The sequence below is a fragment of the Herbaspirillum sp. GCM10030257 genome (genome assembly GCF_042666555.1).
GTDB lineage: Bacteria > Pseudomonadota > Gammaproteobacteria > Burkholderiales > Burkholderiaceae_D > Noviherbaspirillum.
The window spans coordinates 21,711-47,432 of record NZ_JBHTDH010000008.1; the positions used below are offsets into that span (position 1 = coordinate 21,711).

The 25,722-nt window shown below is 55.3% G+C and carries 24 protein-coding genes and 1 tRNA gene; 12 read left to right on the forward strand and 13 right to left on the reverse strand.

What is annotated here, in order from left to right; translation table 11 throughout:
• Window positions 1-94: 94 nt before the first annotated feature.
• Together ACFQUU_RS13870 and ACFQUU_RS13875 are read left to right on the forward strand one after the other, a co-directional pair.
• Window positions 95-679 (forward strand): RNA pyrophosphohydrolase, encoded by a 585-nt coding sequence (locus ACFQUU_RS13870; protein ID WP_382248044.1) that lies wholly within the window; start codon window positions 95-97, stop codon window positions 677-679.
• 79 nt (window positions 680-758) lie between these two features.
• Complete coding sequence (locus ACFQUU_RS13875) at window positions 759-1,289, forward strand: CNP1-like family protein (protein ID WP_382248046.1); 531 nt, start codon at window positions 759-761, stop codon at window positions 1,287-1,289.
• Window positions 1,290-1,348: 59 nt separating this feature from the next.
• Here ACFQUU_RS13875 and proB read toward each other — a convergent pair whose 3' ends face one another.
• The 4 genes from proB to rplU form a co-directional block, all read right to left on the reverse strand.
• Window positions 1,349-2,467, reverse strand: a complete 1,119-nt coding sequence (proB, locus tag ACFQUU_RS13880; RefSeq protein WP_382248048.1) for a glutamate 5-kinase — start codon at window positions 2,465-2,467, stop codon at window positions 1,349-1,351.
• Window positions 2,468-2,583: 116 nt separating this feature from the next.
• Window positions 2,584-3,693 carry a GTPase ObgE gene (gene obgE, locus ACFQUU_RS13885; RefSeq protein WP_382248050.1) on the reverse strand — a complete coding sequence of 370 codons (1,110 nt, stop codon included), beginning with the start codon at window positions 3,691-3,693 and terminating at the stop codon, window positions 2,584-2,586.
• 104 nt (window positions 3,694-3,797) lie between these two features.
• Window positions 3,798-4,055 (reverse strand): 50S ribosomal protein L27, encoded by a 258-nt coding sequence (gene rpmA / locus ACFQUU_RS13890; RefSeq protein ID WP_057290115.1) that lies wholly within the window; start codon window positions 4,053-4,055, stop codon window positions 3,798-3,800.
• Between the two features lie 42 nt (window positions 4,056-4,097).
• Window positions 4,098-4,409, reverse strand: a complete 312-nt coding sequence (rplU, locus tag ACFQUU_RS13895) for a 50S ribosomal protein L21 (RefSeq protein WP_057290114.1) — start codon at window positions 4,407-4,409, stop codon at window positions 4,098-4,100.
• A 232-nt stretch (window positions 4,410-4,641) separates the two neighbouring features.
• Between rplU and ispB the strand changes: the two genes are divergently transcribed.
• The 9 genes from ispB to yacG all read left to right on the forward strand — a co-directional run bounded on the left by ispB (window position 4,642) and on the right by yacG (window position 13,176).
• Window positions 4,642-5,631: an octaprenyl diphosphate synthase gene (gene ispB / locus ACFQUU_RS13900; protein WP_382248053.1), complete on the forward strand. Its 990-nt coding sequence runs from the start codon at window positions 4,642-4,644 to the stop codon at window positions 5,629-5,631.
• A gap of 37 nt (window positions 5,632-5,668) precedes the next feature.
• A tRNA-Pro gene (locus ACFQUU_RS13905) sits at window positions 5,669-5,745 on the forward strand.
• A gap of 100 nt (window positions 5,746-5,845) precedes the next feature.
• A complete protein-coding gene (locus ACFQUU_RS13910) occupies window positions 5,846-7,111 on the forward strand; it encodes an HlyC/CorC family transporter (RefSeq protein WP_382248055.1) in 1,266 nt (421 codons plus the stop codon).
• A 179-nt stretch (window positions 7,112-7,290) separates the two neighbouring features.
• A complete protein-coding gene (gene pilB / locus ACFQUU_RS13915; protein ID WP_382248057.1) occupies window positions 7,291-9,021 on the forward strand; it encodes a type IV-A pilus assembly ATPase PilB in 1,731 nt (576 codons plus the stop codon).
• A 13-nt stretch (window positions 9,022-9,034) separates the two neighbouring features.
• Entirely contained in the window at window positions 9,035-10,267 is a 1,233-nt protein-coding gene (locus tag ACFQUU_RS13920) for a type II secretion system F family protein (RefSeq protein ID WP_382248059.1), read from the forward strand.
• Between the two features lie 307 nt (window positions 10,268-10,574).
• Window positions 10,575-11,444 (forward strand): prepilin peptidase, encoded by an 870-nt coding sequence (locus tag ACFQUU_RS13925; RefSeq protein WP_382248061.1) that lies wholly within the window; start codon window positions 10,575-10,577, stop codon window positions 11,442-11,444.
• A gap of 10 nt (window positions 11,445-11,454) precedes the next feature.
• Window positions 11,455-12,078 (forward strand): dephospho-CoA kinase, encoded by a 624-nt coding sequence (gene coaE / locus ACFQUU_RS13930; protein ID WP_382248064.1) that lies wholly within the window; start codon window positions 11,455-11,457, stop codon window positions 12,076-12,078.
• Window positions 12,079-12,226: 148 nt separating this feature from the next.
• A complete protein-coding gene (gene zapD, locus ACFQUU_RS13935; RefSeq protein ID WP_382248066.1) occupies window positions 12,227-12,982 on the forward strand; it encodes a cell division protein ZapD in 756 nt (251 codons plus the stop codon).
• Window positions 12,983-12,990: 8 nt separating this feature from the next.
• Window positions 12,991-13,176: a DNA gyrase inhibitor YacG gene (gene yacG / locus ACFQUU_RS13940; protein WP_382248068.1), complete on the forward strand. Its 186-nt coding sequence runs from the start codon at window positions 12,991-12,993 to the stop codon at window positions 13,174-13,176.
• A 169-nt stretch (window positions 13,177-13,345) separates the two neighbouring features.
• Here yacG and ACFQUU_RS13945 read toward each other — a convergent pair whose 3' ends face one another.
• From ACFQUU_RS13945 to ACFQUU_RS13985, 9 genes are all read right to left on the reverse strand, one after another.
• Window positions 13,346-14,911, reverse strand: a complete 1,566-nt coding sequence (locus tag ACFQUU_RS13945; protein ID WP_382248070.1) for a sigma 54-interacting transcriptional regulator — start codon at window positions 14,909-14,911, stop codon at window positions 13,346-13,348.
• A 110-nt stretch (window positions 14,912-15,021) separates the two neighbouring features.
• Entirely contained in the window at window positions 15,022-15,573 is a 552-nt protein-coding gene (locus tag ACFQUU_RS13950) for a hypothetical protein (protein WP_382248072.1), read from the reverse strand.
• Entirely contained in the window at window positions 15,570-16,865 is a 1,296-nt protein-coding gene (locus ACFQUU_RS13955) for a D-amino acid dehydrogenase (RefSeq protein ID WP_382248074.1), read from the reverse strand. Before ACFQUU_RS13955 ends, ACFQUU_RS13950 begins: the two co-directional genes overlap by 4 nt.
• A gap of 34 nt (window positions 16,866-16,899) precedes the next feature.
• Window positions 16,900-18,060: an alanine racemase gene (gene alr, locus ACFQUU_RS13960; RefSeq protein ID WP_382248076.1), complete on the reverse strand. Its 1,161-nt coding sequence runs from the start codon at window positions 18,058-18,060 to the stop codon at window positions 16,900-16,902.
• 321 nt (window positions 18,061-18,381) lie between these two features.
• Window positions 18,382-18,792, reverse strand: coding sequence for an NUDIX domain-containing protein (locus ACFQUU_RS13965; RefSeq protein ID WP_382248078.1), 411 nt, complete (start codon window positions 18,790-18,792; stop codon window positions 18,382-18,384).
• A gap of 10 nt (window positions 18,793-18,802) precedes the next feature.
• On the reverse strand, window positions 18,803-19,678 hold the full coding sequence (locus ACFQUU_RS13970) for an ATP-binding protein (protein WP_382248080.1): 876 nt from the start codon (window positions 19,676-19,678) through the stop codon (window positions 18,803-18,805).
• A gap of 1 nt (window position 19,679) precedes the next feature.
• Window positions 19,680-20,918 (reverse strand): bifunctional glutamate N-acetyltransferase/amino-acid acetyltransferase ArgJ, encoded by a 1,239-nt coding sequence (gene argJ, locus ACFQUU_RS13975; protein WP_382248082.1) that lies wholly within the window; start codon window positions 20,916-20,918, stop codon window positions 19,680-19,682.
• A 212-nt stretch (window positions 20,919-21,130) separates the two neighbouring features.
• Window positions 21,131-23,896 (reverse strand): preprotein translocase subunit SecA, encoded by a 2,766-nt coding sequence (gene secA, locus ACFQUU_RS13980; protein ID WP_382248084.1) that lies wholly within the window; start codon window positions 23,894-23,896, stop codon window positions 21,131-21,133.
• Between the two features lie 236 nt (window positions 23,897-24,132).
• Window positions 24,133-25,083 carry a M23 family metallopeptidase gene (locus ACFQUU_RS13985; RefSeq protein WP_382248086.1) on the reverse strand — a complete coding sequence of 317 codons (951 nt, stop codon included), beginning with the start codon at window positions 25,081-25,083 and terminating at the stop codon, window positions 24,133-24,135.
• A gap of 51 nt (window positions 25,084-25,134) precedes the next feature.
• On the opposite strand from ACFQUU_RS13985, the gene ACFQUU_RS13990 reads away from it, so the two are divergent.
• Complete coding sequence (locus ACFQUU_RS13990; RefSeq protein ID WP_382248521.1) at window positions 25,135-25,647, forward strand: DciA family protein; 513 nt, start codon at window positions 25,135-25,137, stop codon at window positions 25,645-25,647.
• The last annotated feature ends 75 nt before the right edge of the window (window positions 25,648-25,722 follow it).

Below are 25,722 nucleotides of genomic sequence, written 5' to 3' on the forward strand. Positions count from 1 at the left end.
GAAAGCGGGTGGCGCATGATGCCTGCGCTATCCGGCGCATGCAAAATTTGTAACGATGAGGGTGATCTAGCCGCAGAAAGTTTTGAGGTGCAACATGCTGGACCGTGAAGGCTTCCGCCCGAACGTCGGCATTATCCTCCTGAACACCCATAACGAGGTGTGGTGGGGAAAAAGGGTGCGCGAACATTCGTGGCAGTTTCCGCAAGGCGGCATCAAGTTCGGAGAGACACCCGAACAGGCAATGTTCCGCGAACTGGAGGAAGAAGTCGGCCTGAAGGCTGAACATGTAAAAATCATCGGACGTACGCGCGACTGGCTGCGCTACGAAGTTCCCGACCGCTTTATTAAAAGGGAAATCCGTGGCCATTACCGTGGACAGAAGCAGATCTGGTTCCTGTTGCGCATGGTGGGCCGTGACTGTGATATCAACTTGCGTGGTACTGATCATCCGGAATTCGATGCGTGGCGCTGGCATGATTACTGGGTGCCGCTGGATGTTGTAATCGAGTTCAAGCGCGAGGTGTACCAAAAGGCATTGCAGGAACTATCACGCTTCCTGACCCGGCCTTCTCATGGTGGAGGTGGACAGCGCCACGGTGCGAGATACCTGCGGCAGAACCATGCTGCGCGTCAGACGGGTGAACTACAACCTCCCGCCGCCAAGCCGAAGCAGGAATAATCGGTTCCTTGCCTTCAAGCTCAAATTAATGGTGAGCCATGCCGAAGAATTCGGCATGGCTCAAAGAAAGGATATTGCAATGCCCGCAGGAGTCATCCGCGCAGCTGCGTTGTGCGCACTCGTGCTCGCCGCCGCTTCCGTTCAGGCGCAATCGCGTTTCGAAGAAGATTTCAACGATGAAGACAAACCGTGGCAGGAAATTGCGGTCCAGCTCCCGCCTGCGCCAAGGCAAGAAAACCTGTTGCCGTTTTTCTCCAGTCCATCACAATCATTCGCCATTGATTCGACTTCCGTCTCGGTCGGTACCGACGGTGTAGTTCGCTATGTACTGGTGGCGTCGAGCACTGGCGGTGCCAGAAATGTCAGTTATGAAGGTATCCGTTGTGCGGCGTTCGAACGCAAGTTGTATGCGTTTGGTCAACAGGATGGCTCCTGGTCACGCTCGCGCCGCGATCAGTGGGAGCGTATCACAGGTAATAGCCTCAACCGCCAACATGCGGTGTTGGCAAAAGACTACTTTTGTGAGCAGTTGATGGTTGCTGGCAATGCCAAGCAAATGGTTGACCGTATTCGGGAGAAAAAACCGATGACGTCAGAAAATTACCGCTAACCGGCTTCGCTTAATGAGTTGACACGGCAAAGCGTGGTAAGGCGCTTTGCGCTGGCTTGTTACAACAGCACCATATTATCCCGATGCACAAGTTCCGGTTCCTCGACGAAGCCGAGAATGGACTGGATTTCAGTCGATGGCCTCCGCATGATGCGGCGGGCCTCGGAACTTGAATAATTGCTCATGCCGCGCGCTACCGGGCGTCCGTTTTCGTCGATACATGTAATCACGTCCCCTCGTCCGAAGTCGCCTGCGACTTCAATGACACCGATAGGCAACAGTGACTTGCCTTCCGAAGTGAGCTTCTGAACCGCACCTGCATCCAGTACCACTTTACCTGCGGTCTGCAGATGATCCGCCATCCATTGCTTGCGGGCGGTCAGTTGCGCTGTCTGCGCTGTTAATTGGGTACCGATTGCTTCGCCGGTCGCAAGCCTGGTCAATACCTGCTCTTCCCTCCCCCAGGCAATCACTGTATGTGCGCCCGACGTTGCTGCACGCTTGGCAGCGAGAATCTTGGTCAGCATGCCGCCGCGGCCAATACCGGTTCCGGCCCCGCCTGCCATCGCTTCCAGCGTGGGATCTCCAGCTTTTGCTTCATGGACGAATTCGGCAGCGGGATTTCTGCGTGGATCGGCTGTGTACAAGCCTTTCTGGTCCGTGAGAATGACAAGTGCATCACCCTCGATCAGGTTGGCTACCAAGGCGCCGAGGGTATCGTTGTCTCCGAACTTGATTTCATCGGTAACCACCGTATCATTTTCATTAATGATAGGGATGACACCGAATCGCAGCAACGTGAACAACGTGGAGCGCGCATTCAGGTAACGCTCGCGGTCGGCAAGATCCGCATGCGTAAGCAGCACTTGCGCGGTACGCAAATTATGATGTCGAAAGCTGGTCTCGTAGATCTGTGCCAGACCCATTTGCCCGACGGCGGCACAGGCTTGCAATTCATGCACGCCGGTCGGCCGTTTTTCAAATCCCAGACGTTGCATGCCTTCGGCAATCGCACCTGAACTGACCAATACCACTTCCTTGCCAAGTGCCCGCAGCTGCGCGATCTGCTCGGCCCACTTGGCAATCGCGTTACTGTCTAGCCCCTTGCCGTCGTTGGTGACCAGCGACGAGCCGACTTTGATGATGATGCGTTTGGCTTTTTGAATAACAGAATTCATATTAGGTGACGACAGCGGAGACAGCAGAGATGACGGACACGGCGATTACGTGAACATCTCCCGTCGCCCGGCGCATCAGCCAACGCTGACCAATGCGTCGGCCAGCGAAACAGACTCTATTCTATGACTTTAAAGCGTGGATCGTCCGGATCAATTGACGCAATGCCTCGCGCTTCTTCGACCATCTGCGTTTCTTCCGCACGATGTTCTTGCTGTCGCTGCTCTGCAAGGTATTCATAAATGGCGATGATCAAATCTTCACAGCCTTCACGGGTGAGTGCCGAAATTTCGAATGCCGGGCCTTTCCAGCCAAAGCGCTTGATGAAATCCTTGACGCGCTTTTTGCGATCGTCTTCGGGCACCATGTCGAGCTTGTTCAGCACCAGCCAACGCGGCTTCTCATACAAGGATTCATCGTACTTCTTCAGTTCCTTGACGATAGCCTTCGCCTCTTTGACCGGATCGACGGTATCTTCGAATGGGGCCAGGTCGACAATATGCAGCAGCAGACGTGTGCGCTGCAAATGCCGGAGGAATTGATGACCGAGACCGGCGCCTTCCGCCGCGCCTTCGATCAGGCCTGGAATATCGGCAATGACGAAGCTCTTTTCGTGGCTGACGCGCACCACACCCAGATTGGGATGCAGGGTCGTGAACGGATAGTCGGCGATCTTGGGACGAGCATTCGAAACCGCGGTGATGAAAGTTGATTTGCCAGCATTCGGCATACCGAGCAGACCGATATCGGCCAGCACTTTCAGCTCCAGCTTGAGCTCGCGATGTTCGCCTTCCTTGCCGTCAGTCTTCTGTCGCGGTGCACGGTTAGTCGAGGTCTTGAAATGGATATTGCCCCAGCCACCCTCGCCGCCCTTTGCCAGCAAGACTACTTGTCCGTGGTCGGTCAGGTCGGCGATGATTTCGCCGCTATTGAAATCGCTGATCTGTGTACCGACCGGCATGCGCAGCATGACGTCGTCCGCGCCCTTACCGTAGCAATCGGAACCGCGACCATTCTCGCCATTCTTCGCCCTGTGCAGCTTGGAATACCGGTAGTCGACCAGCGTATTGATATTGCGATCCGCAATCGCCCAAATGCTGCCGCCTTTGCCGCCGTCACCGCCGTCGGGTCCGCCGAATGGCCGGAATTTTTCTCGGCAAAACGACGCGACGCCGTTACCGCCGTCCCCAGCAATGACTTCAATTTTTGCTTCGTCGATAAACTTCATAATTGCCGCCAAAAATACCCATAAAAACTAAAAAGGCCCTACCGTCGGCAGAGCCTTTTTATCGAAGGCTTTCGCCTTTGCTTGTGTTGTTGCAGGGTCGGCGATTACGCCGGCACTACCATCACAGTGTGACGCTGCAGTGCGCCCTTGGTGGTGAACTGCACCTTGCCGTCGATCAACGCGAACAGGGTGTGGTCCTTGCCCATGCCGACGTTTTCACCAGCATGCACGCGTGTGCCGCGCTGACGAATGATGATGCCGCCTGCATTGATGCTTTGGCCGCCGTAGACTTTGACGCCCAGTCGTTTCGACTCGGAATCGCGACCGTTGCGCGTGGTGCCGCCGCCTTTTTTGTGTGCCATTTAAGACTCCTTGGTATCCGGTTAGCTCGATGTTCGCTTGAATCAGGCGTTGATCGAGACGATTTGCAATTCGGTGTAATTTTGACGATGCCCTTGACGCTTCTGGTAGTGCTTGCGGCGGCGCATCTTGAAAATTTTGACCTTATCGTGGCGACCGTGCGCCACTACCGTAGCCTGGACCTTGGCACCTTCAACCAGCGGTGCACCGAATTTAATGGTGTCACCAGCGCCCACTGCGAGCACTTGATCAAGGGTGATTTCGGAACCAATGTCTGCCGGTATCTGTTCTACTTTGAGTTTTTCGCCAGCAGCAACTTTGTACTGTTTGCCACCGGTTTTTATGACCGCGTACATGTGAAACCTCATCAAATATGTGTAAATGAACTATTCTTTTCCGCTTCCGCCCCTGTCAAACCGGTTGGATTCGGGAAAACCCCTGATTATACATAGACTTAGAATGTGCGTCAAAAGGCGTTTTCAGAAATGCCGGCTGGATATCATCAACGCCGTGACGATAAAAGCAATGCTGGTGAGTCCCTCTTGTCATCGTATAATTCCGCAAATTCACGATTCCGCAGGTTTTATCTTGTCTGCCGCTCCACAACCCGCTACCCAAAACAGCATCATCGAACCGATTTCCGCCGACATGGAAGCCGTTAACACGGTCATCCGCCGGCAACTTCATTCCGAAGTACCCCTGGTCAACCAGATTGCGGAGTACATCATCAGTGCCGGCGGCAAGCGCATCCGGCCAGTACTCGTCCTGCTGGTTGCAAATGCCTTCGGATATCGTGGTTCGCATCACCATGACCTCGCGGCGGTGGTGGAATTTATCCATACCGCCACCCTGCTGCATGACGATGTGGTTGACGAATCGTCGATGCGACGCGGGCGCGAAACAGCGAATGCGATGTTCGGCAATGCTGCTTCAGTGCTGGTTGGGGACTTCGTTTATTCCCGGGCATTTCAGATCATGGTTGCCGTTGGCAATATGCGGGTGATGCAAATCCTGGCCGATGCGACGAATGTAATCGCAGAAGGTGAAGTGCTGCAATTACTGAACATGCACGACCCGGACGTCACCGAAGAACGCTATCTGCAGGTTATCCGCTCCAAGACCGCCAAGCTGTTTGAAGCAGCGGCACAGCTTGGCGCCCTGATCGCTGGTGCCAGTGAGAACGAAATCGATGCTGCCGCAGAATATGGACGCTCCGTCGGCACGGCATTCCAGCTGATCGACGATGTGCTTGATTACAGTGGCAATGCCGATGACATCGGCAAGAACGTGGGCGATGACCTGCGGGAAGGCAAGCCTACCCTGCCGCTGATTTATCTCATGCAACATGGCACCGATGAGCAGCGCCAACTGGTTCGTGCCTGCATACAAAACGGTGATGAACAGCACTTTGACGAGATCCTGTCCGCCATCACAAATTCCGGTGCGCTTGAGTACACAAAGCAGCAAGCTGAGAATGCGGCGAAACGCGCATCGGACGCGATCGCAGCGCTCACGAATAGCAAATTCAAGGATTCCCTGCTACAATTATGCGCTTTCGCGGTAGACCGTAACCACTAGGCGAATCCGCCTGTTAGTGTTTCGTCGCTACTGCAAGCGGGGTGTAGCTTAGCCTGGTAGAGCGCTACGTTCGGGACGTAGAGGCCGGAGGTTCGAATCCTCTCACCCCGACCAATTCTTTTATGGTTCGGGATGCTTCGGACAATTAGCCAGCATCATGGCGGTCCGCAAGCTAGCCCAAATAACCTCCTGCAATCTTTCTTACGGTGACCCTTTGGATGCCGTTCCCTTATGGGCTCAAGTACTTGGGCTTGTCTTACTCCTCCTTCTATCTGGTTTTTTTTCGATTTCTGAAACGGCGATGATGGCCTTGAGCCGCTATCGCATGCGGCATCTTGCCTCGGCCGGAAACCGGCGCGCCACCCTGGTCCTCCAGTTACTGGAGGAAACTGAACGTCTGCTCGGCGTCATCCTTCTCGGCAATAACCTGATCAACTCGGCCGCCTCCGCACTGGCTGCAGCCTTTGCCATCTATTATTTCGGTCAAAGCAAATACGCGCTCGCCGTTGCATCGACCGGAGTCTCGTTCGCCATCATTATCTTCGCCGAGATTACGCCGAAGGTGATCGGCGCCGCACATCCGGAACGGATTGCCATGCTCGTCGCGCCGGTCCTGCGATTGCTAATGGTGATCATGAATCCGCTGGTGTGGCTGACCAACCTGATCGTCGGCTTCCTGCTCCGCATACTGCAAGTACAGCAAAGAAGCGACAATACTGCAGTATCAACAGAAGAGTTGCGCTCGATTGTCATGGAAAGCGGACACTTCATTCCGCAAAAACATAAAAGCATCCTGCTCAATCTGTTTGCACTCGAAGACCTGTCGGTCGAGGACGTCATGACACCGCGTGCCCAGATCGAAGCCCTGAACATCGCGATGCCAGTCGAGGAAATTCTGCACCAGCTGACGACGTGCTACCACAACAAGCTGCCGGTCTACGAAGGAGAAATCAACCGCGTCATTGGCATTCTTCACGTGCGCAAGGCGATTGCATTACTTGATCAGGAAGATGAACTTACTGCCGAACATTTTCGCCAACTTCTGACGCCACCCTACTTCATTCCCGAAGACATCGGAGTCTTCACGCAACTCCAGTATTTTCAGGAAAATCATGAGCGCCTGGGTATCATCGTCGATGAGTACGGCGAGGTTCAGGGCTTGGTAACCCTGGAAGACATCATCGAAGAGATGATTGGAGAATTCACTACTTCCATGCCAGGTGCTGCACGGGCGGAAGGTTTTTGTTGGGATGACAGGAACGAATGCCTGGTTGAAGGAACGACCACGCTGCGTGACATTAATAAACATCTTGGGCTGACGCTGCCTGTCGACGGCCCCAAGACACTCAATGGCCTTCTGCTGGAGGAATTGCGCGACATTCCAGAGGCACTGGTCAGTCTGAAGATCGCCAACTGCGTCATCGAAGTCGTGCAGGTTCAGAACCAGTCCATCAAGGTAGTCAAACTCATCAAAGTCTGATGCCGGCACCTGCCGCACCCGCTGGGCGCGGCATCTGTTTCATGGAAGTAACACACACAAGACACACATGGCACCATCTTGATGTCACTTTGGCACAATACCTTTACAAATCAGATGCCTGTAGGCATTATCTAATGCAACTTGGACGATTCTGACCTCAACACGGCTCAATAACATACATGGCGGCGGTACTTCCTAATCAGCCCACAAGTGCGGCCCTTCCCAGCCTTGCCCGTGCTTTGGTACAGGCAGGCAAGCTCACTGCACAGCAAGCCGACGCCCTCAACAAGCAGGCGACCGCAGAGAAAACGCCATTCATCGATGTGCTGATCGATAGCGGCAGCGTCGACGCGCGCGCCCTTGCTGCGTTTTGTTCCGATACGTTTGGTTATCCGCTGGTCGATTTTTCAGTTTTCAACCTGAGCTATCTGCCAGAGAACGTCATCGACCTCAAGCTGGTGCAGAAACAGCGTGTGGTCGCGCTCGCCAAACGAGGCAACAAGCTCTCGGTTGCTATTTCGGACCCAACCAACACCCACATTCTCGACCAGATCAAGTTCCAAACCGAGCTGACAGTCGAACCGGTGATTGTTGAACATCGGGCGTTGGTGCAGCTAATCGACAAACTGGGCAAAAGCACCGAAGAAAACCTGAGCGACCTGATCGGTGATGACCTCGATATCGACCTGACCGATGAAGAAGTCGCCGCCGCTGCCTCAAGTGAAGCACAAAGCGCAGATATCGATGATGCGCCGGTGGTCAAGTTCCTGCAAAAGATTTTGCTGGATGCAATCAATATGGGCGCATCCGATCTTCATTTCGAACCGTTCGAAAAGTTTTACCGCATTCGTTTTCGCGTCGATGGGGTGTTGAAAGAAATTGCGCAACCACCGCTAGCAATCAAGGAAAAGCTGGCGTCGCGCATCAAGGTAATTTCCAAGCTCGATATCTCCGAAAAGCGCGTGCCGCAAGATGGCCGCATGAAGCTGGTGGTATCAAAGAACCGGGCAATCGACTTCCGAGTCAGCACCCTGCCCACGCTATTCGGCGAAAAGATCGTCATGCGTATCCTTGATCCCAGCCAGGCGCAGATGGGCATTGAGGCGCTGGGTTACGATCCGGACCAGAAGGAGCTTCTACTCAAGGCGATCGAGCGCCCGTACGGCATGGTGCTGGTCACCGGGCCGACCGGCTCCGGCAAGACCGTCTCGCTGTACACCTGTCTCAATATCCTGAACAAACCGGGAATTAACATTTCGACGGCCGAGGATCCTGCGGAAATCAACCTGCCCGGCGTCAACCAGGTCAACGTCAATGACCGCGCGGGCCTGACCTTTGCCGCGGCACTGAAGGCTTTCCTGCGTCAGGATCCCGACATCATCATGGTTGGCGAGATTCGCGACCTCGATACCGCCGACATTGCCATCAAGGCCGCACAGACGGGTCACATGGTGTTTTCCACCCTGCATACCAACGATGCGCCGTCGACACTGACCCGCCTGATGAACATGGGCGTGGCACCCTTCAATATCGCATCCTCGGTCATTATGATTACCGCACAGCGCCTTGCACGGCGTCTGTGCACCTGCAAGCAACCGGTATCGATTCCGGACGAAGCCCTGCTGGAAGCCGGCTTCAAGGAAGAGGAACTTGACGGCACATGGATGCCGTACAAGCCGGTCGGCTGCGAACGATGCAGCGGCAGCGGCTACAAGGGCCGAGTGGGCATTTATCAGATCATGCCGATTTCCGAAGAGATCGAGCGCATTATTCTGGCCCACGGCACCGCATTGGAAATCGAAGAACAATCCCGCCGCGACGGTGTGAAGACACTGCGTGAATCAGGTCTGGTCAAGGTCAAGCAGGGCCTGACCAGCCTGGAAGAAGTACTCGGCTGCACCAACGAATAGTAAGGGGAAACGTATGGCAACCAGTGCCAGTAAAGGTGCGATGGCAACCGCCGTCAAGGAAACTATCTATCTCTGGGAGGGCAAGGACAAGGCCGGCAAGGTCGTCAAGGGCGAGTTACGCGCGGGCAGCGAAACCATTGTCAACGTGACACTGCGCCGTCAAGGCATTCTGGTCACCAAGCTCAAGAAGAAAACCTTCCGCAGCGGGAAGAAGATCAGCGACAAGGACATTACTCTGTTCACGCGTCAGCTCGCCACCATGATGAAGGCCGGGGTGCCGCTGCTGCAGTCCTTCGATATCGTCGGCAAGGGACATTCCAACCCCTCGGTGGCGAAGCTGATCCAGGATATCCGTACCGATATCGAAACCGGCAGCAGCCTGAATCAGGCGTTCCGCAAGTTTCCGCTGTATTTCGACAACCTGTTCTGCAATCTGGTCGCCGCAGGAGAGCAGGCGGGTATCCTTGAGGACCTGCTGACGCGGCTTGCGATCTACAAAGAAAAGACACAGGCCATCAAGGGCAAGATCAAGTCGGCACTGTTCTATCCGATTTCCATCCTGGTGGTCGCCTTCGTGGTGACCTCGGTGATCATGATCTGGGTGGTCCCTGCGTTCAAGGAAGTGTTCAAAAGCTTTGGTGCGGACTTGCCGGCGCCAACCTTGTTTGTGATGGCAATTTCCGATTTCTTCGTCAGTTACTGGTACATTATTTTTGGCGGCCTGTTCTCGGGACTGTACCTGTTCTTTCAATCATGGCGACGGTCCCAGAAGGTGCAGCGTTTCATGGATAAGGTCCTGCTGCAGGCGCCGATTTTCGGTGCGGTGATTCGCAAGGCGACAATTGCACGCTGGACGCGAACGCTGGCGACAATGTTTGCGGCCGGTGTTCCATTAGTCGAGTCGCTGGACTCGGTTGGCGGCGCATCGGGCAATACCATTTATATGGATGCCACTAAAAAGATTCAGACGGAAGTCAGTACCGGTACCAGCCTCACCTCTGCAATGCAAAACTCAAATGTCTTTCCGAATATGGTGACTCAGATGGTGTCCATTGGTGAGGAATCCGGTGCGCTTGACCAAATGCTCGGCAAAGTGGCGGATTTCTATGAAGCAGAGGTGGATGAGGCCGTCGCATCGTTGTCCAGCTTGATGGAACCGCTCATCATGGCCATTCTCGGGGTGCTGATTGGCGGCCTGGTTATTGCGATGTACCTGCCGATCTTTAAACTGGGCGCAGTCGTCTGACCCACGATACAGCATGACATCTCTCGAAACTCCTTCCGCCGCAAAGCCGAAGGAGTTTTTTGTTTGGCATACGTGAATCGGGAACGGATCTGAGGCGACTGACGCATAGAAGGCATTGCTGCTAGTTCACTTTCGCGCCTTATGTTTTAATATGCCCTCGCTTCTCGTAGACCACAACGCAGACATTGCGGCGAGTGACCGACGGTAGTACTTCATTAACCCTGTATCAATTAAATCATCAAAGCACATCATTCAGAAACCATCGCAAAGCGCTGGTTTTGGTGTGCAGCATAGCGAGGTAGGCTGAATGTTGTTTGACCCGTATCTTTTCGCGCCACCTGGCAGCCTGCTTCCAACAATATTGGCAGGCGTATTCGGCTTGCTGATCGGTAGTTTCCTCAACGTCGTGATTCATCGCATGCCCAAGATGATGCAGCGTGAATCCGATAACTATGTTGCGCATGAAAGCGGCAAGCCCTTGCCGCATACCGATCGCTACAACCTGATGGTGCCGCGTTCCTGCTGCCCGCATTGTGGCCACCAGATCACGGCTCTCGAAAACATCCCCGTGATCAGCTATCTGGTTCTGCGCGGTAAATGCAGGGGGTGCAAGGCACCGATATCGGCACGTTACCCGATCGTTGAACTGCTGACCGGCACCTTGTCCGCCTTTCTGGTTTGGCGGTTCGGCAGCGGCGCGGCGGGACTTGCCACTTTGTTATTCGCCTACCTGCTGATCGCAATGACCTTTATCGACGCGGATACGCAGTTGCTGCCTGATGACCTTACGCTGCCGCTGCTTTGGTGTGGTCTCCTGGTCAATTTGAATGGCGTATTTGTTCCGCTCAATGAAGCCGTGATTGGCGCCGCGGCTGGCTACCTGGTGCTGTGGGCCGTGTACTGGCTATTCAAACTGGCGACTGGCAAGGAAGGGATGGGATATGGCGACTTCAAGCTTCTCGGCGCGCTTGGTGCCTGGCTGGGCTGGAAAATGCTGCCGATTATCATTCTGCTGTCCTCCCTGGTCGGCGCAGTGGTCGGTATCTCGCTGATTGCCTTTGCACGGCATGGTCGAAACAACCCGATTCCCTTTGGCCCCTACCTCGCGGCAGCAGGAGTGATCGCTCTGCTGTATGGCAAACCGCTGGCCGAGGCATACCTCGGTTTTCCGGTTTAACATGACGGGCATGGAACCAACCCCGAAACGCAGATTTTCGGTCGGCCTGACCGGCGGCATCGGCAGCGGCAAGACGACCGTTGCCGACATGCTGGCCGCACGTGGCGCTGCCGTCGTCGATACCGACCTGATAGCGCATCAATTAACGATGCCCGGCGGTCTGGCCATTCCCGAGATTCATGCACAGTTTGGTGCCGCTTTCCTGACTCCCGACGGCGCCATGAATCGTGCACGAATGCGGGAATACGTCTTTGCCGAGCCTGACGCCAAAGTACGACTGGAAGCAATACTTCACCCGCTGATCCGCATCGAAACTGAGCGCGCTGCCGCGGAAGCGCGGGGCGTCTACCTGATTTTTGTCGTACCCCTGCTGGTAGAGTCGCGTGGCTGGAAGGATCGCGTATCACGGGTATTGGTGGTTGATTGCCAGGAAGTTACGCAAGTAAGACGTGTCATGAGCCGAAGTGGCCTTACGGAGCCCCAGGTACGCGCCATCATGGCGGCCCAGGTATCTCGTGAGGAGCGTCTGGCGGCGGCTGACGACGTGATTGACAACGATGGCGAGGCATCCGCGCTGATACCCCAGGTTGCACAGCTGCACGCACGATATTCGGCTCTGGCGACCGCTTCCTGACCGAAGGGATCGCGACTCGATGGATTTGCTGTTGAAGCGACACGTTTCGTTACGATTCATTTGACATGCAGGATTTGTAATTTTTCATGGCTTCGTTCAGAATCACGTAAATGTTTCCAGCCCACCTTTCCACCAAAGAGACGTCACTTTGATCATTTACGAATACCCTTTCAATGAGCGTATTCGCACACTGCTGCGGCTGGAAGATCTGTACGAGAAGTTCGTTTTTTTTCTCCATCAGGAACATGCCCTGCAGCACCATGTCGCGTTGTCGACCATCTTTGAAATGCTGGAAGTTGCCGGACGGGCAGACCTGAAGTCCGACTTGCTGCAGGAACTCGAACGGCAAAAACAGACTCTTTTAGGATTTAAGTCCAATCCCAACGTTCTTTCCGAGCGGTTGGATGAAGTGCTATCCGACATCGACCGCAGTAGCACAGCGCTGATGGCAGCTCAGGGCAGGACCGGACAAAACGTACGGGAGAACGAATGGCTGATGAGCATTCGCGGAAGAACCATCATTCCCGGTGGCGCCTGCGAATTCGACCTCCCCTCGTATTTTGCGTGGCAGCATCGTACGCCTCAGCAGCGTTATGACGATATTTCGCACTGGTTCGCACCATTAGCCCCACTGTTCGATGCGATCGGCGTCGTCCTGAAGCTGCTGCGTGAATCTGGTCGCACCGTGAGTACGGTAGCCCAAGCAGGTAGCTATCAGCAAATGTTGCAAGGAAAGGTATACCAGATGCTTCGCCTGACCATTGATGGGGCACTGGGTGCGATTCCTGAAATATCGGCCAACAAGTACATGTTGTGGGTGCGCTTTACTTCGCAGGACGGCGATATGAAGCCAAAGTCGTTCGAGAGTGACGTTCCCTTTGAATTAACACTTTGCAATTTTTGAGGTAAACGATGGCGACCGTAGTAGATTGCCCGACATGCGGCAAAAAGGTCGAATGGAACGACAAAAACAAGTACCGCCCATTTTGCTCCGAGCGCTGCAAGCAGATCGACCTGGGTGCCTGGGCGGAAGAGAAATACACCATTCCCGCAGTAAATCCACCTGAAGATCTGGACGACGACACGTCTGCCCATTGACGCAGCTTCCGATCGGGATGGCTCTTTCCTGTCGTCCTAGAGCGGTTGACTTACCCCGGCTGCTTCGCTTCCGCATCATGGGCACCATTGATACCGCCAATCAAATCGATCGGCCGAACCAGAGCCAATACCGGCCTCAGCCGGCATGGCACTGTCGCCGGCTCAAAACTCAATCCCCCCGATGACCCGGAATACCGTACTTGCGCAACTTGTTGGCGATCATGGAGTGCGACGTCTTGAGCCGCTGAGCGAGCTTGCGGCTCGACGGGAATTGTGGATACAACTTCTGCAATAGCATGCGCTCAAAACCTGCCATTGAATGCTCCCAATCCTCCGCGGGTACAACGTCCCCATTCAACTCCACCGACCCGAACTTGTTGTGCGGGTCCGGAAGATCCAGATCCGAGACATCCAGCATACGTTTGTCCGTCATGGTGATCGCCCTGAACACCACGTTCTGCAACTGACGGACATTCCCTGGCCAGCTATTGGCAACCAGCGCACTGCATGCTTGAGGATTGAGCCGACAAATCGGCTTTTGCGCCTGCGTGCAGGCGCGCTCAATGAAATGCCGTGCAAGCAGCAGGATGTCGTCCGCGCGCTCCCGAAGTGCGGGCATTTCTAATTGCAGTACGTTGAGCCGGTAAAACAGGTCTTCCCGGAACGCGCCTTCAGCCACCATCTTGCGCAGATTGCGGTGTGTCGCGCTGATGATGCGCACATTGACCTTGATCTCGCGATCGCTGCCAATTCGGCGAAATTTTCCATCGTTCAGGAAACGCAGCAATTTGGCCTGCAAATACAGAGACATTTCGCCGATTTCATCGAGGAAAACGCTGCCCCCTTCCGCCATCTCGATCAATCCGGGCTTGCCACCTCGCTCAGCACCCGTAAAGGCACCCGACATATAGCCAAACAGCTCGCTTTCCGCGAGACTTTCCGGCAAAGCAGCGCAATTGAGCGCAAGGAATGGCGCGTTGGCACGCGGACTGGCGGCATGGCAGGCTTGCGCGACCAACTCCTTTCCGGTCCCGGTTTCTCCAGTAATAAGCAAGGGCGCGTCGACCGTTGCCACGCGGGCGCCGCGCGCTTTGAGTGCACGGATTGCTTCGGATTCTCCAATGATGGAGTCAAAGCCTCCACCTGCATGCTGGAGGGCATGCAGACGACCGCCGAGGCGACGTGGGGCATGCAGAGTAATCACGCCGCCGACAGTCTGGCCGAGGCTGGAATCAACGGGTTCTGATACAGGAGTGGCCTCCAGTAGAAAAGGCTCACCGTGTAGCCGCACTTCACGCGCAAGGGCATTGAACTTTCCGTTCACAAGTTCAGAGTGAAGCGATGCTTCACCGAATAGAGCTTGCAAAGTCCTGCCGTGCAAGTCATTTTCAGGCAAATGGGCAACAGCGGCTGCAGCGGCATTGGCAGCGACAATGCTGCCACTGGCATCGACTGCCATTACTGGATCGGCCATCACCGCCATCAAGGTATCTAGGTGCAGTCTCCTGCGCGCGCCCGGCAACACGTCGACCACATCGACGCCCGCGACACCCGCCACCTGCATGAAATCTTCGCGCAGAGGTGGCAGCAGATCCGGCGTCAGCTCTGGGATGTCGATAAAAACGTCTGATGAGTCAACTTCTACCGCCACGACATTCATATTGCGTCTGGCCAGAACAGCGAGAATTTCATGTGCGATGCCGACGCGGTCGGCGAACTGGACGTCTATCCGCATAATCTCCCGTTTCAATATTTCAGGTATGTGCGCCACCCTAAAGGTGACGGACTGAGAATTTACTTTACCTCCTCGCTTCGGATGCGACAATAGTCACATCCGAAGTTTGGCTACAGCGGCTCCGGGATATAGTCGCGTGACTTTGACATCAACATCTGAAAAGAACCCCCTGCCGATACCGCCTTGAGCTTGCCAAGATCAAACGACTGCAGATGCTGCAATACGACTTGATTGATTGCCATTGTGGCCTGCATTAGCAACAGGTCAACGCCGGCACGTGCCGGGGAATGGGTATCGTCTGACGAATCTTTTGGTCCTTCCGCTTTCTTCGTTGATGCAGCATCGGGACGCGCGATCGAGACACTGCGAAAGACATCCGCCAACGTGACCCTGCCTGGCGCGGCGGGGCAACTCCAGGCATCCTTGATTTTGTCGTCGGGATAAACCAGTCCACATACCTGCATGTTGCCCAGCAAGGTCCGGACACTTCGCGCCGTCTGTCCGGAGGCCTCGGCAAGCGCCACGGTGGTCATTGAGCGGGGATGCGCCATTACAAGGCGCGCCAGTACATCGATCGCCACGGAAAATCGCGTATGCAGCAAGGCGTCACCGAACAGGAATTCCTGCACTGACGACGGCTGCTCCGCGCCATGCGGGCTCATGCACGCACCTCTTGCGGAACACCGAAGCTACGGTTTGCACGGCTGTAGCGATTCATGAAAAGCCCTTCCGTGTCGATCTCCGGAAGCCTTCCGGAAACGAGGTCGGCCAGCAGGCGACCTGAGCCGCACGCCATCGTCCATCCCAAGGTGCCATGTCCGGTGTTCAGGAAGAGATTGCCATACGGGGTCGGACCAACCATAGGTGTACCGTCCGGCGTCATGGGGCGCAAGCCCGCCCAGAACTCTGCGCGGCTCACATCGCCACCTAGCGGAAACAGATCGGTAACGGAATGCTCCAGCGTTTCACGCCGTGCGTTGCGCAGCGTAAGGTCATAACCGGCAATCTCTGCGGTGCCGCCAACACGTATGCGATTACCGAGACGTGTAATCGCTACCTTGTAGGTCTCATCCATGATGGTCGACTCTGGCGCGCCGGCAGCATTCTCGATGGGTACGGTAATTGAATATCCCTTGATTGGGTAGACCGGAATGCGGATGCCAATGTCACGCAAAAGCAGCGGAGAGTAACTTCCAAGCGCGAGCACATAGCTATCAGCCCGCAGTTCACCAGTGGCGGTCTTGATCGCGGTAATCTTGCGGCCATCGGCAATCAATTTCTCTATTTTAACGTTGTACTTGAACAGCACTCCCGCTTGTTCGGCCAACTCTGCCAGACGCTGCGTGAACTTGAAGCAGTCGCCAGTTTCATCGTTCGGCAAGCGTAAGGCGCCAACGAACTTTCCTTTTACGTGTGCAAGGGCTGGTTCGACACCGATGCAACCGGCCGGATCGAGGACCTCGTAAGGCACGCCATATTGCTGCAGAACTGCAATATCCTGTGCCGACGCATCGAGCTGCTTCTGCGTGCGGAACAGTTGCAAAGTGCCTTGTGTCCGCTCGTCATAACTGATGCCGGTAGCGGCTCGCAATTCGATCAGGCAGTCGCGGCTGTATTCGGCAAGTCTTACCATGCGGCCCTTGTTGGTTTCATAGCGGGATGTGGTGCAATTTGCCAGCATCTGGAACACCCAACGCCACATGTCACGGTCAACACTAGGTCGGATCACTAGTGGGCTATGGCGCATCAACAGCCATTTGAGCGCCTTAGCCGGAATGCCCGGCGCGGCCCATGGTGCAGAATATCCGGGAGAGACTTCGCCCGCATTGGCAAAGCTTGTTTCCAGCGCGGCGCCCGACTGGCGGTCCACGACCGTAACTTCATGCCCGGCCTGCGCCAGGTAATACGCGGATGCGGTGCCTATAACGCCGCTACCTAAAATAATGATCTTCACGATGTCTCCTTCAAAATCCGATTGGTGTAACGATTCAAATGCTCAGTTCTTTGACTGGCAGGTATGCGTCGATATTGGCTGTCTGCACCGGTGCACCGATGTACTGGCGGTAGTAGCGATGACCGAGGCTGGTCAGAATTTCATAGGCAATGGTGTCGGCTTGCGCGGCTACTGCATCGACCGGCTGCTGCGGGCCGATGAAATCGACCAACGCACCGGCTTGCAGCAAAGCCGGAGACACGCCTGTCACGTCGACTGTGCAGGTGTCCATTGAAATCTTGCCAACGATCGGTGCCGTGGTGTCGCCGATAATGACCGAACCACGATTGCTGAATGCACGGAGCCAGCCATCGGCATAGCCGATCGCAACAGTGGCAATAGCGCGCGCGCCTTGGGCGTGGTAGCTCATTCCGTAGCCGACGCCGGTGCCTGCATCGATATGGCGGGTTTGAATAATCCTTCCCTGCAGACGCACTACCGGCATCATCGGGTTGGCGGCACCACATACAGGCGCAATGCCGTACAACGCTGCTCCGGGACGTACCAGATCGAATTGATAGTCGGGGCCGAGAAAAATGCCGGATGAGTTGGCAAAGCTTGCAGGGCAAGTCGGGAACGCCTTGCGCAATGCTGTGAACGCGGAGAGCTGCTGCCGATTCATTGGATGATCGGTCTGCTCGGCACAAGCGAGATGACTCATCAGATACTGCAGCTCGATACCACGCAGGCTGTCGGGGTTGGCAAGCAGCTCCTCGACTTCCTCCGTGCCCAACCCAAGCCTGGACATTCCGGTATCAACTTGCAAAATACCATGGAGGGAATGATTCAAGGTACTTGCGGCACGGCGCCAACCGGCAATCTGCGTGACACTGTTGAGGACCGGGATCAGCCGATTTTCGACGAACTCCATTTCGGCGCCGACAGGCGGTCCGTGGAGCACATAGATCTGAGCCGCTTCGGGCAGGTGCAGACGAAGGGCGAGCGCCTCGTCGAGGTGAGCAACAAAAAATTGGGTGCAACCTGCGGCGGAAAGCACTGGGGCTACACGGTCGGCACCGAGACCGTAGGCATCCGCCTTCAAGACTGCGGCACACTGGGCGCGCCCGGACCGCTGCCGGAGTATCCGGTAGTTTTCCTGAATTACGCCCAGATCAATACTGAGTACCGCGCCCGCATGCTGGGACCTTGTGCCCATTCGTCTGCTCCAGTGTGCGGAAGAAGCAAAAGGCTTCTCCATCTGGACGTTCATTCAGCAACATGCGTGCCAAATGGCAAACAACAATGAAATCAAGGACTTAAGCTTATAAATAATAAACTTGCAACTAGAGAGTGTATATTATTTTGTACAAGTTGTTGAATTAAAGATTTTTTCTTTTTAAAATCATGTATTTAGCTTCGTGTATTAAAATGTTTACGATGTATTAAAATTAATACACGCTGCTCTGCTAGCAGCACGCAACCATGCAATAGACAAATTTTGTGTTTAGTCCAGGTCTTGACCGGATTAAAGATTCTCTTAAGCTGGATAACGCAGTCTATCCAGCCACTCGATCAAGGGGATCGTTGCTGGAAGCAGAGGTTCGACACCAACAGTCCCTTGCCATGCGAACGCCTGGTCTTCCAGGCTTTGCGGCTCGCCTTCCCAATCGCGGCTGATGTAAAAGTGCAGGCGGACATGGGCATGCGGATAGACATGCTCAACTCCACACCAGGGTTCTGCCGATAACACTTGAACGCCAAGTTCTTCCCGCAGTTCACGTTTGAGCGCGTCCAGGATCGCTTCGCCCGGCTCTACTTTGCCTCCGGGAAACTCCCAATAACCGGCATAGGGTTTGCCGTGGGGGCGCTGTCCAAGCAAGACATCACCGTTCGGTTTCATGAGAATGCCAACGGCGACATCAATAGGAGAAGCAGGCTTTGTGGACATACAGATGATTTCAGCGATTGATCTTGCCGGCGTGGTCCTTGGCGAACTGCCAGGCAACCCGGCCCGACCTTGAGCCACGCTGCAGCGCCCAGCGCAATGCATCGCCTCGCGCTTCTTCGATCTGCTGGGCGTTGCAGCCAAAGTGCCGCAGCCAGTGCGCGACGATATCCAGGAAATCATCCTGCTTGAATGGATAAAAGGAGACCCAGAGACCAAAACGTTCGGACAGGGAAATTTTTTCCTCCACCGTTTCACCCGGATGCAGATCGCCATCCTCGGTATGCACGTAGGTAGCATTGTCCGAGACGCGCTCCGGCAACAGGTGGCGACGGTTGGATGTCGCATAGATCAATACATTGTCGGACTGTGCGGCGATGCTGCCATCCAGCGCCACCTTCAATGCCTTGTAGCCGCTCTCGCCTTCCTCAAAGGAAAGATCATCACAAAAAATCACGAAGCGCTCAGTGCGTCCGGCCACCAGGTCAACAATATCCGGCAGATCGCCGAGATCGTCTTTATCCACTTCGATCAGACGCAAGCCTTGTGCTGCGTACTGATTGAGGCAGGCTTTGATCAGCGAAGATTTGCCGGTACCGCGTGCGCCGGTGAGCAGCACGTTATTGGCGGGGCGGCCTTCGACAAATTGTCGGGTGTTCTGTTCGATCTGCGATTTTTGCTGCTCGATGTTGTGCAGGTCTGAAAGAGCAATCGGCGCGATATGGGCAACTGGCTGCAGGTAGCCGCTTCCGTCCTTTCCGCCGCGCTTGCGCCAGCGGAAAGCAGTAGCAGCGCTCCAGTCAGGAGTGGCACTAGCAGGAGGTAGAACGGCTTCGAGGCGCGCAAGCAAGGCTTCCGCCCGCGTCAGAAATTGATCAAGCTGTGTCATGTCAGGAACGATAGTCGGCGTTGATGCTTACATAGTCATGCGACAGGTCGCAGGTCCAGATTGTTGCTGCGGCAGTGCCGCGTGCAAGCTGAACACGGATGGTGATCTCGCTTTGCTTCATGACGCGCTGTCCGTCTTCTTCCTTGTAGTCGGGATTGCGTCCGCCGTTCTTGGCAACCAGCACATCGTCCAGGTACAGGTTTAACTTGCTGACATCAAGGTCGTTGATACCGGCATAACCGATCGCAGCTAGGATGCGGCCGAGATTCGGGTCCGACGCGTAAAACGCTGTTTTGACCAGCGGGGAATGGCCGATCGAGTAAGCAATCTGGCGGCACTCGTCGACATTCGCGCCCTCTTCCACCGTGATCGTCATGAACTTGGTTGCACCTTCACCATCGCGCACAATCATCTGCGCCAGTTCCTGCGAAATTGCCGTCACTGCTGCCGACAGTTCATTGTACGCAGTGGTATTGGCGTCATTCACTTCAAGCTGACCGGCGCCGGTGGCAATCAGCATGAAGGAATCGTTAGTCGATGTATCGCCGTCGATGGTGATGCAATTGAACGACTTGTCGGCGGCTTCCTTTACCATGCGTTCCAGAACCGGCTGCGCGACCTTGGCATCGATCGCCAGGAAGCCAAGCATGGTTGCCATATTCGGCTTGATCATCCCTGCGCCCTTGCTGATGCCGGTCATGGTCACGTTCTTGCCATCGATGGTCACGGTACGCGAAGCCGCCTTCGGCTGGGTATCAGTCGTCATGATGGCTTCGGCGGCGTTGTACCAGTTATCAGCCTGCAGGTTGGCGATTGCCTGCGGCATGCCTGCCTTAATCCGATCGACCGGTAATTGCTCGAGAATGACACCAGTGGAAAACGGAAGAATTTGCGATGCATCGCAAGCCAGCAATTCAGCGAGCGCGGCACAAGTTGCATTGGCATTCGCCAGACCGGTGTCGCCTGTGCCCGCATTGGCATTGCCGGTATTGATGATCAGTGCGCGAATCGGCGCGCCGCCTTGATTAAGCTTGCCGAGATGCGTCTTGCAGATCTGTACCGGGGCCGCACAAAAACGGTTCTTGGTGAAGACACCGGCAACGCTCGCGGTCGGCGCCAGCTTCAGCACCAGCAAATCCTTACGGTTGGCTTTTCGGACACCGGCCTCGGCATGGCCGAGCTCGATGCCGGCGACAGGTTTCAAATTGGCGGGAACAGGAAGCGGAAGATTGACGGCCATGGCGGTGTTGCTCGTAGGACGGTTGGAGAAGAGCGATATTGTAAACGGTTCGTGCGGCAGATGCCCCACGGCGGGATTTTGCGAAGGCAATTGCCTTCGCAAAATAAAAGCCATTCAGCGGCCACGTCCAGCAAAAAGAAAGGGCAGGTTACCCTGCCCTTTTTTCAAGGCATGACTTCATGCCTGTCTTACGACCTACTGCTGATTACGCCTTAGGCCAGTTTGCCATGACATTGTTTGTACTTCTTGCCGCTGCCGCAAGGGCAAGGATCGTTGCGACCGACCTTCGGCAGACCGTCGGCGAGAGGCTGCCGACGGGCGTCGTTCGCAGTCGCAACCGGCGCAAGCAATTCTTCGGGCGCTGCGTTCGGATTGAAGTCCGCATGCTGGAAGTGTAGGTTCTCGACGTGGGAATGTGCCAGTTCCTCTTCAGCCGCGTCGATTTCCTCACGAGACTGAATGCGTACTGTCATCACAATGCGTACGACCTCGTTCTTGATCAGGTCCAGCATCTGACCAAACAGCTCAAAGGCTTCGCGCTTGTATTCTTGCTTCGGGTTCTTCTGCGCATAGCCGCGCAGATGGATACCCTGACGCAGGTGGTCGAGCGCGGCCAGGTGTTCACGCCAGTGCGTGTCGATGCTCTGCAGCATCACGCTGCGCTCGAAACCGGCAAAAGCGTCCTTGCCAATCACATCCACCTTCGCGTTGTAGGTATCGTTGGCAGCTTTGATCACACGTTCGAGCAAATCATCGTCGGTAAGATCAGGTTCGGCTTCCAGCATCTTCGACAGCGGCACCTCGAGTTGCCATTCACCGGCCAACGCCGCCTCCAGGGCCTTGATGTCCCACTGTTCTTCCATCGACTCGGCCGGCACGAAACTGCGGAACAGATCCGTGAACACACCTTGCCGCAAAGAGGCAATCAACTCAGAGACGTCCTGCGACTCGAGCAGCTCATTACGCTGCTGATAGATTACCTTGCGCTGATCGTTGGCAACGTCGTCGTATTCGAGCAATTGCTTACGGATGTCGAAGTTGCGGGCTTCAACCTTGCGCTGTGCAGACTCGATGGAACGCGAGACGATGCCGGCTTCAATCGGCTCGCCTTCCGGCATCTTGAGACGGTCCATGATCGCGCGCACACGGTCGCCGGCAAAGATGCGCAGCAAGGGGTCATCGAGCGAGAGGTAGAAGCGTGAGGAGCCCGGGTCGCCCTGGCGCCCTGAACGTCCACGCAGCTGATTGTCCACGCGACGGGATTCATGTCGCTCGGTACCGATGATGTGCAGGCCGCCTACCGATACCACATGGTCGTGCAGTGACTGCCATTCATCGCGCAGTTTCTTCGCCTGCGCCTGCTTGTCGGCATCGCTCAGGTTGGGATCGGCTTCAATGATCTGGATCTGCTTTTCGACATTGCCGCCGAGGACGATGTCGGTACCGCGACCGGCCATGTTGGTGGCGATGGTGATCATCTTCGGACGACCGGCCTGCGCCACGATTTCCGCTTCACGCGCATGCTGCTTGGCGTTTAGCACGTTGTGCGGCAGCTTTGCATTATTGAGAATACCTGACAGCAGTTCGGAATTCTCAATCGAGGTGGTACCAACCAGCACCGGCTGCCCACGCTCATAGCAGTCCTGGATATCCGTGAGCATCGCGTTGTATTTTTCCTGCGCGCTCTTGTACACCTGGTCCTGACGGTCCTTGCGCTGGCTCGGACGGTTAGGCGGAATCACGACGGTTTCGAGGCCGTAGATTTCCTGGAACTCGTAGGCTTCGGTATCTGCGGTGCCTGTCATGCCGGCTAACTTGCCGTACATGCGGAAATAATTCTGGAAGGTGATCGAGGCCAGTGTCTGGTTCTCGTTCTGGATCTTCACGCGCTCTTTGGCCTCGACTGCCTGGTGCAGGCCATCGGACCAGCGACGCCCGGTCATCAGGCGGCCGGTAAATTCATCGACGATGACGACTTCACCGTTCTGTACCACGTAGTGCTGGTCCTTGTGGTACAGCGTGTGCGCGCGCAAGGCCGCATACAGATGGTGAATCAGGGTGATGTTGGCCGGATCGTAGAGCGACGCGCCTTCGGGCAGCAGGCCCATGCCCGTCAGGATCTGCTCTGCCTTTTCATGGCCGGCTTCGGTCAACAGCACCTGGTGCGCTTTCTCGTCCTTGGTATAGTCGCCAGGCACTTCAATCTTGCCCTTGCCATCCGGTGTCTCTTCGCCGATTTGCAGAGTCAGCATTGGGGGAACTTCGTTCATACGGACATACATGTCGGTATGATCTTCGGCTTGGCCGGAAATGATCAGTGGCGTACGTGCTTCATCAATGAGAATCGAGTCCACTTCATCAACGATGGCGAAATTCAGGCTGCGCTGCACACGGTCACCGGTGTCATACACCATGTTGTCGCGCAGGTAATCAAAGCCGAATTCGTTGTTGGTGCCATAGGTAATGTCGGCAGCATAGGCACCCTGCTTGGTGTCGTGCGCCATCTGCGACAAGTTGATGCCGGTGCTCAGGCCCAACCAGCCGTACAGGCGCCCCATCCATTCCGCATCACGCTGGGCAAGATAGTCGTTGACCGTCACCACGTGCACGCCCTTGCCGGACAAGGCATTCAGGTAGGCGGCCAGCGTCGCCATCAGCGTCTTGCCCTCGCCTGTACCCATTTCGGCAATCTTGCCGTAGTGGAGAACCATGCCGCCGATCAGCTGGACGTCGAAGTGGCGCATTTTCAGCACCCGCTTGCTGGCCTCGCGGCACACCGCGAAGGCTTCTGGCAAGATGTCGTCCAGAGAAGTGCCTTTGGCAATACGATCCTTGAACTCGGGCGTTTTGGCCTGCAACTCGGCATCAGAGAGCTTTTCCATTGCCGGCTCGAGCGCATTGATCTCGCGAACGGTCTTTTGGTACTGTTTGATCAGCCGCTGGTTGCGACTGCCGAAAATCTGGGTCAGTAATGACATGCTTGGATTCTGAAAATGGTTCCGCAAGTGCGACGTTGGCACTGGCGTTTTCCGGACTAGGCTAAATTGCGGATTCTATCATGCGGCTCGGCCGAAGCCGCTTGACGCAAAATCAGCGCACACTGTTTTAGCAGGCAAATAATAGCCAGCATATATCTCAGTCAACGGACTAAGTGGGGCCTGGTCGCCAGGAAACAATACCCGGCGTTCTGGAACACTGCAAATATTGCAATAAGTTATTTGGCAGCCAGGTTGGCAAGCCTGTCCTGATCGGCACCCGCTGCCAGGAATTTATGCGGATCCTGCTGCACGCCTTTGACCAGCACTTCAAAATGCAGATGGGCACCGGTCGAACGTCCTGTCGAGCCAATATCGGCGACATGTTGTCCGCGCTTGACAATATCTCCCACTTTGGCAAGCAAGCGGGAAGCATGCGCATAGCGGGTAACAATATTGTTGCCATGATCGATCTCGAGCATGTTGCCGAACTGATGGTGGTATTCAGCGGCAATCACCACACCGCCTGCAGCTGCAACGATGGCCGTACCGGGCATGGCAGCAAAATCGATGCCCTCATGAAAAGTACTGCGTCCGGTAAAAGGGTCGAGGCGCCAGCCAAATCCCGATGCGTTATAACTTACGTTCACCGGCTGGATGGTCGGCAACAGTTTGGATTTGATTTTTTGACTCATGAGCGTGGTTTCCACCACATTCATGTAGTCCGCGCGATGTTCCACATCTTTTGCGGTGGCATCCAGCAATTGCTGAAAATCATGCATACTGATTGGCTGGTCCTTGATGCTGGAAGGCTCTGCGCCACCGCGTCCCGGTAACTCCTTGAAATTGAACTCCTGCGGCTTGACGCCTGCCAATCCCTGAACACGTTCGCCCAAGGCATCCAGGCGCATCAATTGCGCCTGCATTTCACCCAGCTTCATCGCCATTGCGGTCAGGTTTTCCTTCACATACCTGTCCTTCTTGTTTGCATCTTCCTGAGTAGCGGAGGCCAAAGCTTCCTTGACCATTGGAATATTCAGTTCGGTCGCGTGACGAAAAGTCAGATAATAGAGAAGGCAAGCGGCCATGATGACGGCCAGTATGAATCCGAGTGCTGCCAGAAGCAGATGCCAGTGTGTAAGCGTGACTGACCTGGCATTGAAGCGGGGGTGCAACAGGATAATTTGCATTACGTCTCCTGCGATTCGTCCATCGTGGATGAGGTGTGATAAGGTTTGAGCATGATCCGCTCGTCCTCATTTCTCTCTTATGGTTCAGGTACGCGGCCTGGACGCAGCCCTGCGAAAAAGTCTGCTCAGGGCATTACCGACTATCTGCGTGCCAACGACAAAATGGCTGCGCTGTTGCCGGCGATTACTCGGATGGCCGCCCTGCAGCAGGACTGCATGGCGATTCTGCCCGCGATATTTGACGCCTGTTCAGTGATCCAGTTCGAATCCGGACAGCTTGTTTTTTCGACACCGAACGCTGCACTCGCCGCCAAACTGAAGCAACAGTTGCCTAAACTTCAAGAAACACTATTGCAACGGGGTTGGCAGGTTAACGCAATACGCCTTAAAGTGCAAGTTAGAAAGATTGTCGAAAAGGCAAAACCTGTAAAGCAAATCAGCCTGCCTGTACAGGCAGTTTCAGCGCTTGCTTCACTGACGGAATCGCTCGACGATTCACCGCGTAACGAGGCGCTTAAAGCAGCGTTAAGTGCGATGATCAACCGACATCGGGGCGGTCGCTGATTGGGATCCTCGGCCTTGCGTCGAAGTGAATTCCACATTGATGTAGTGGTACCGCAAATTGCTTCGCCGGCTCCC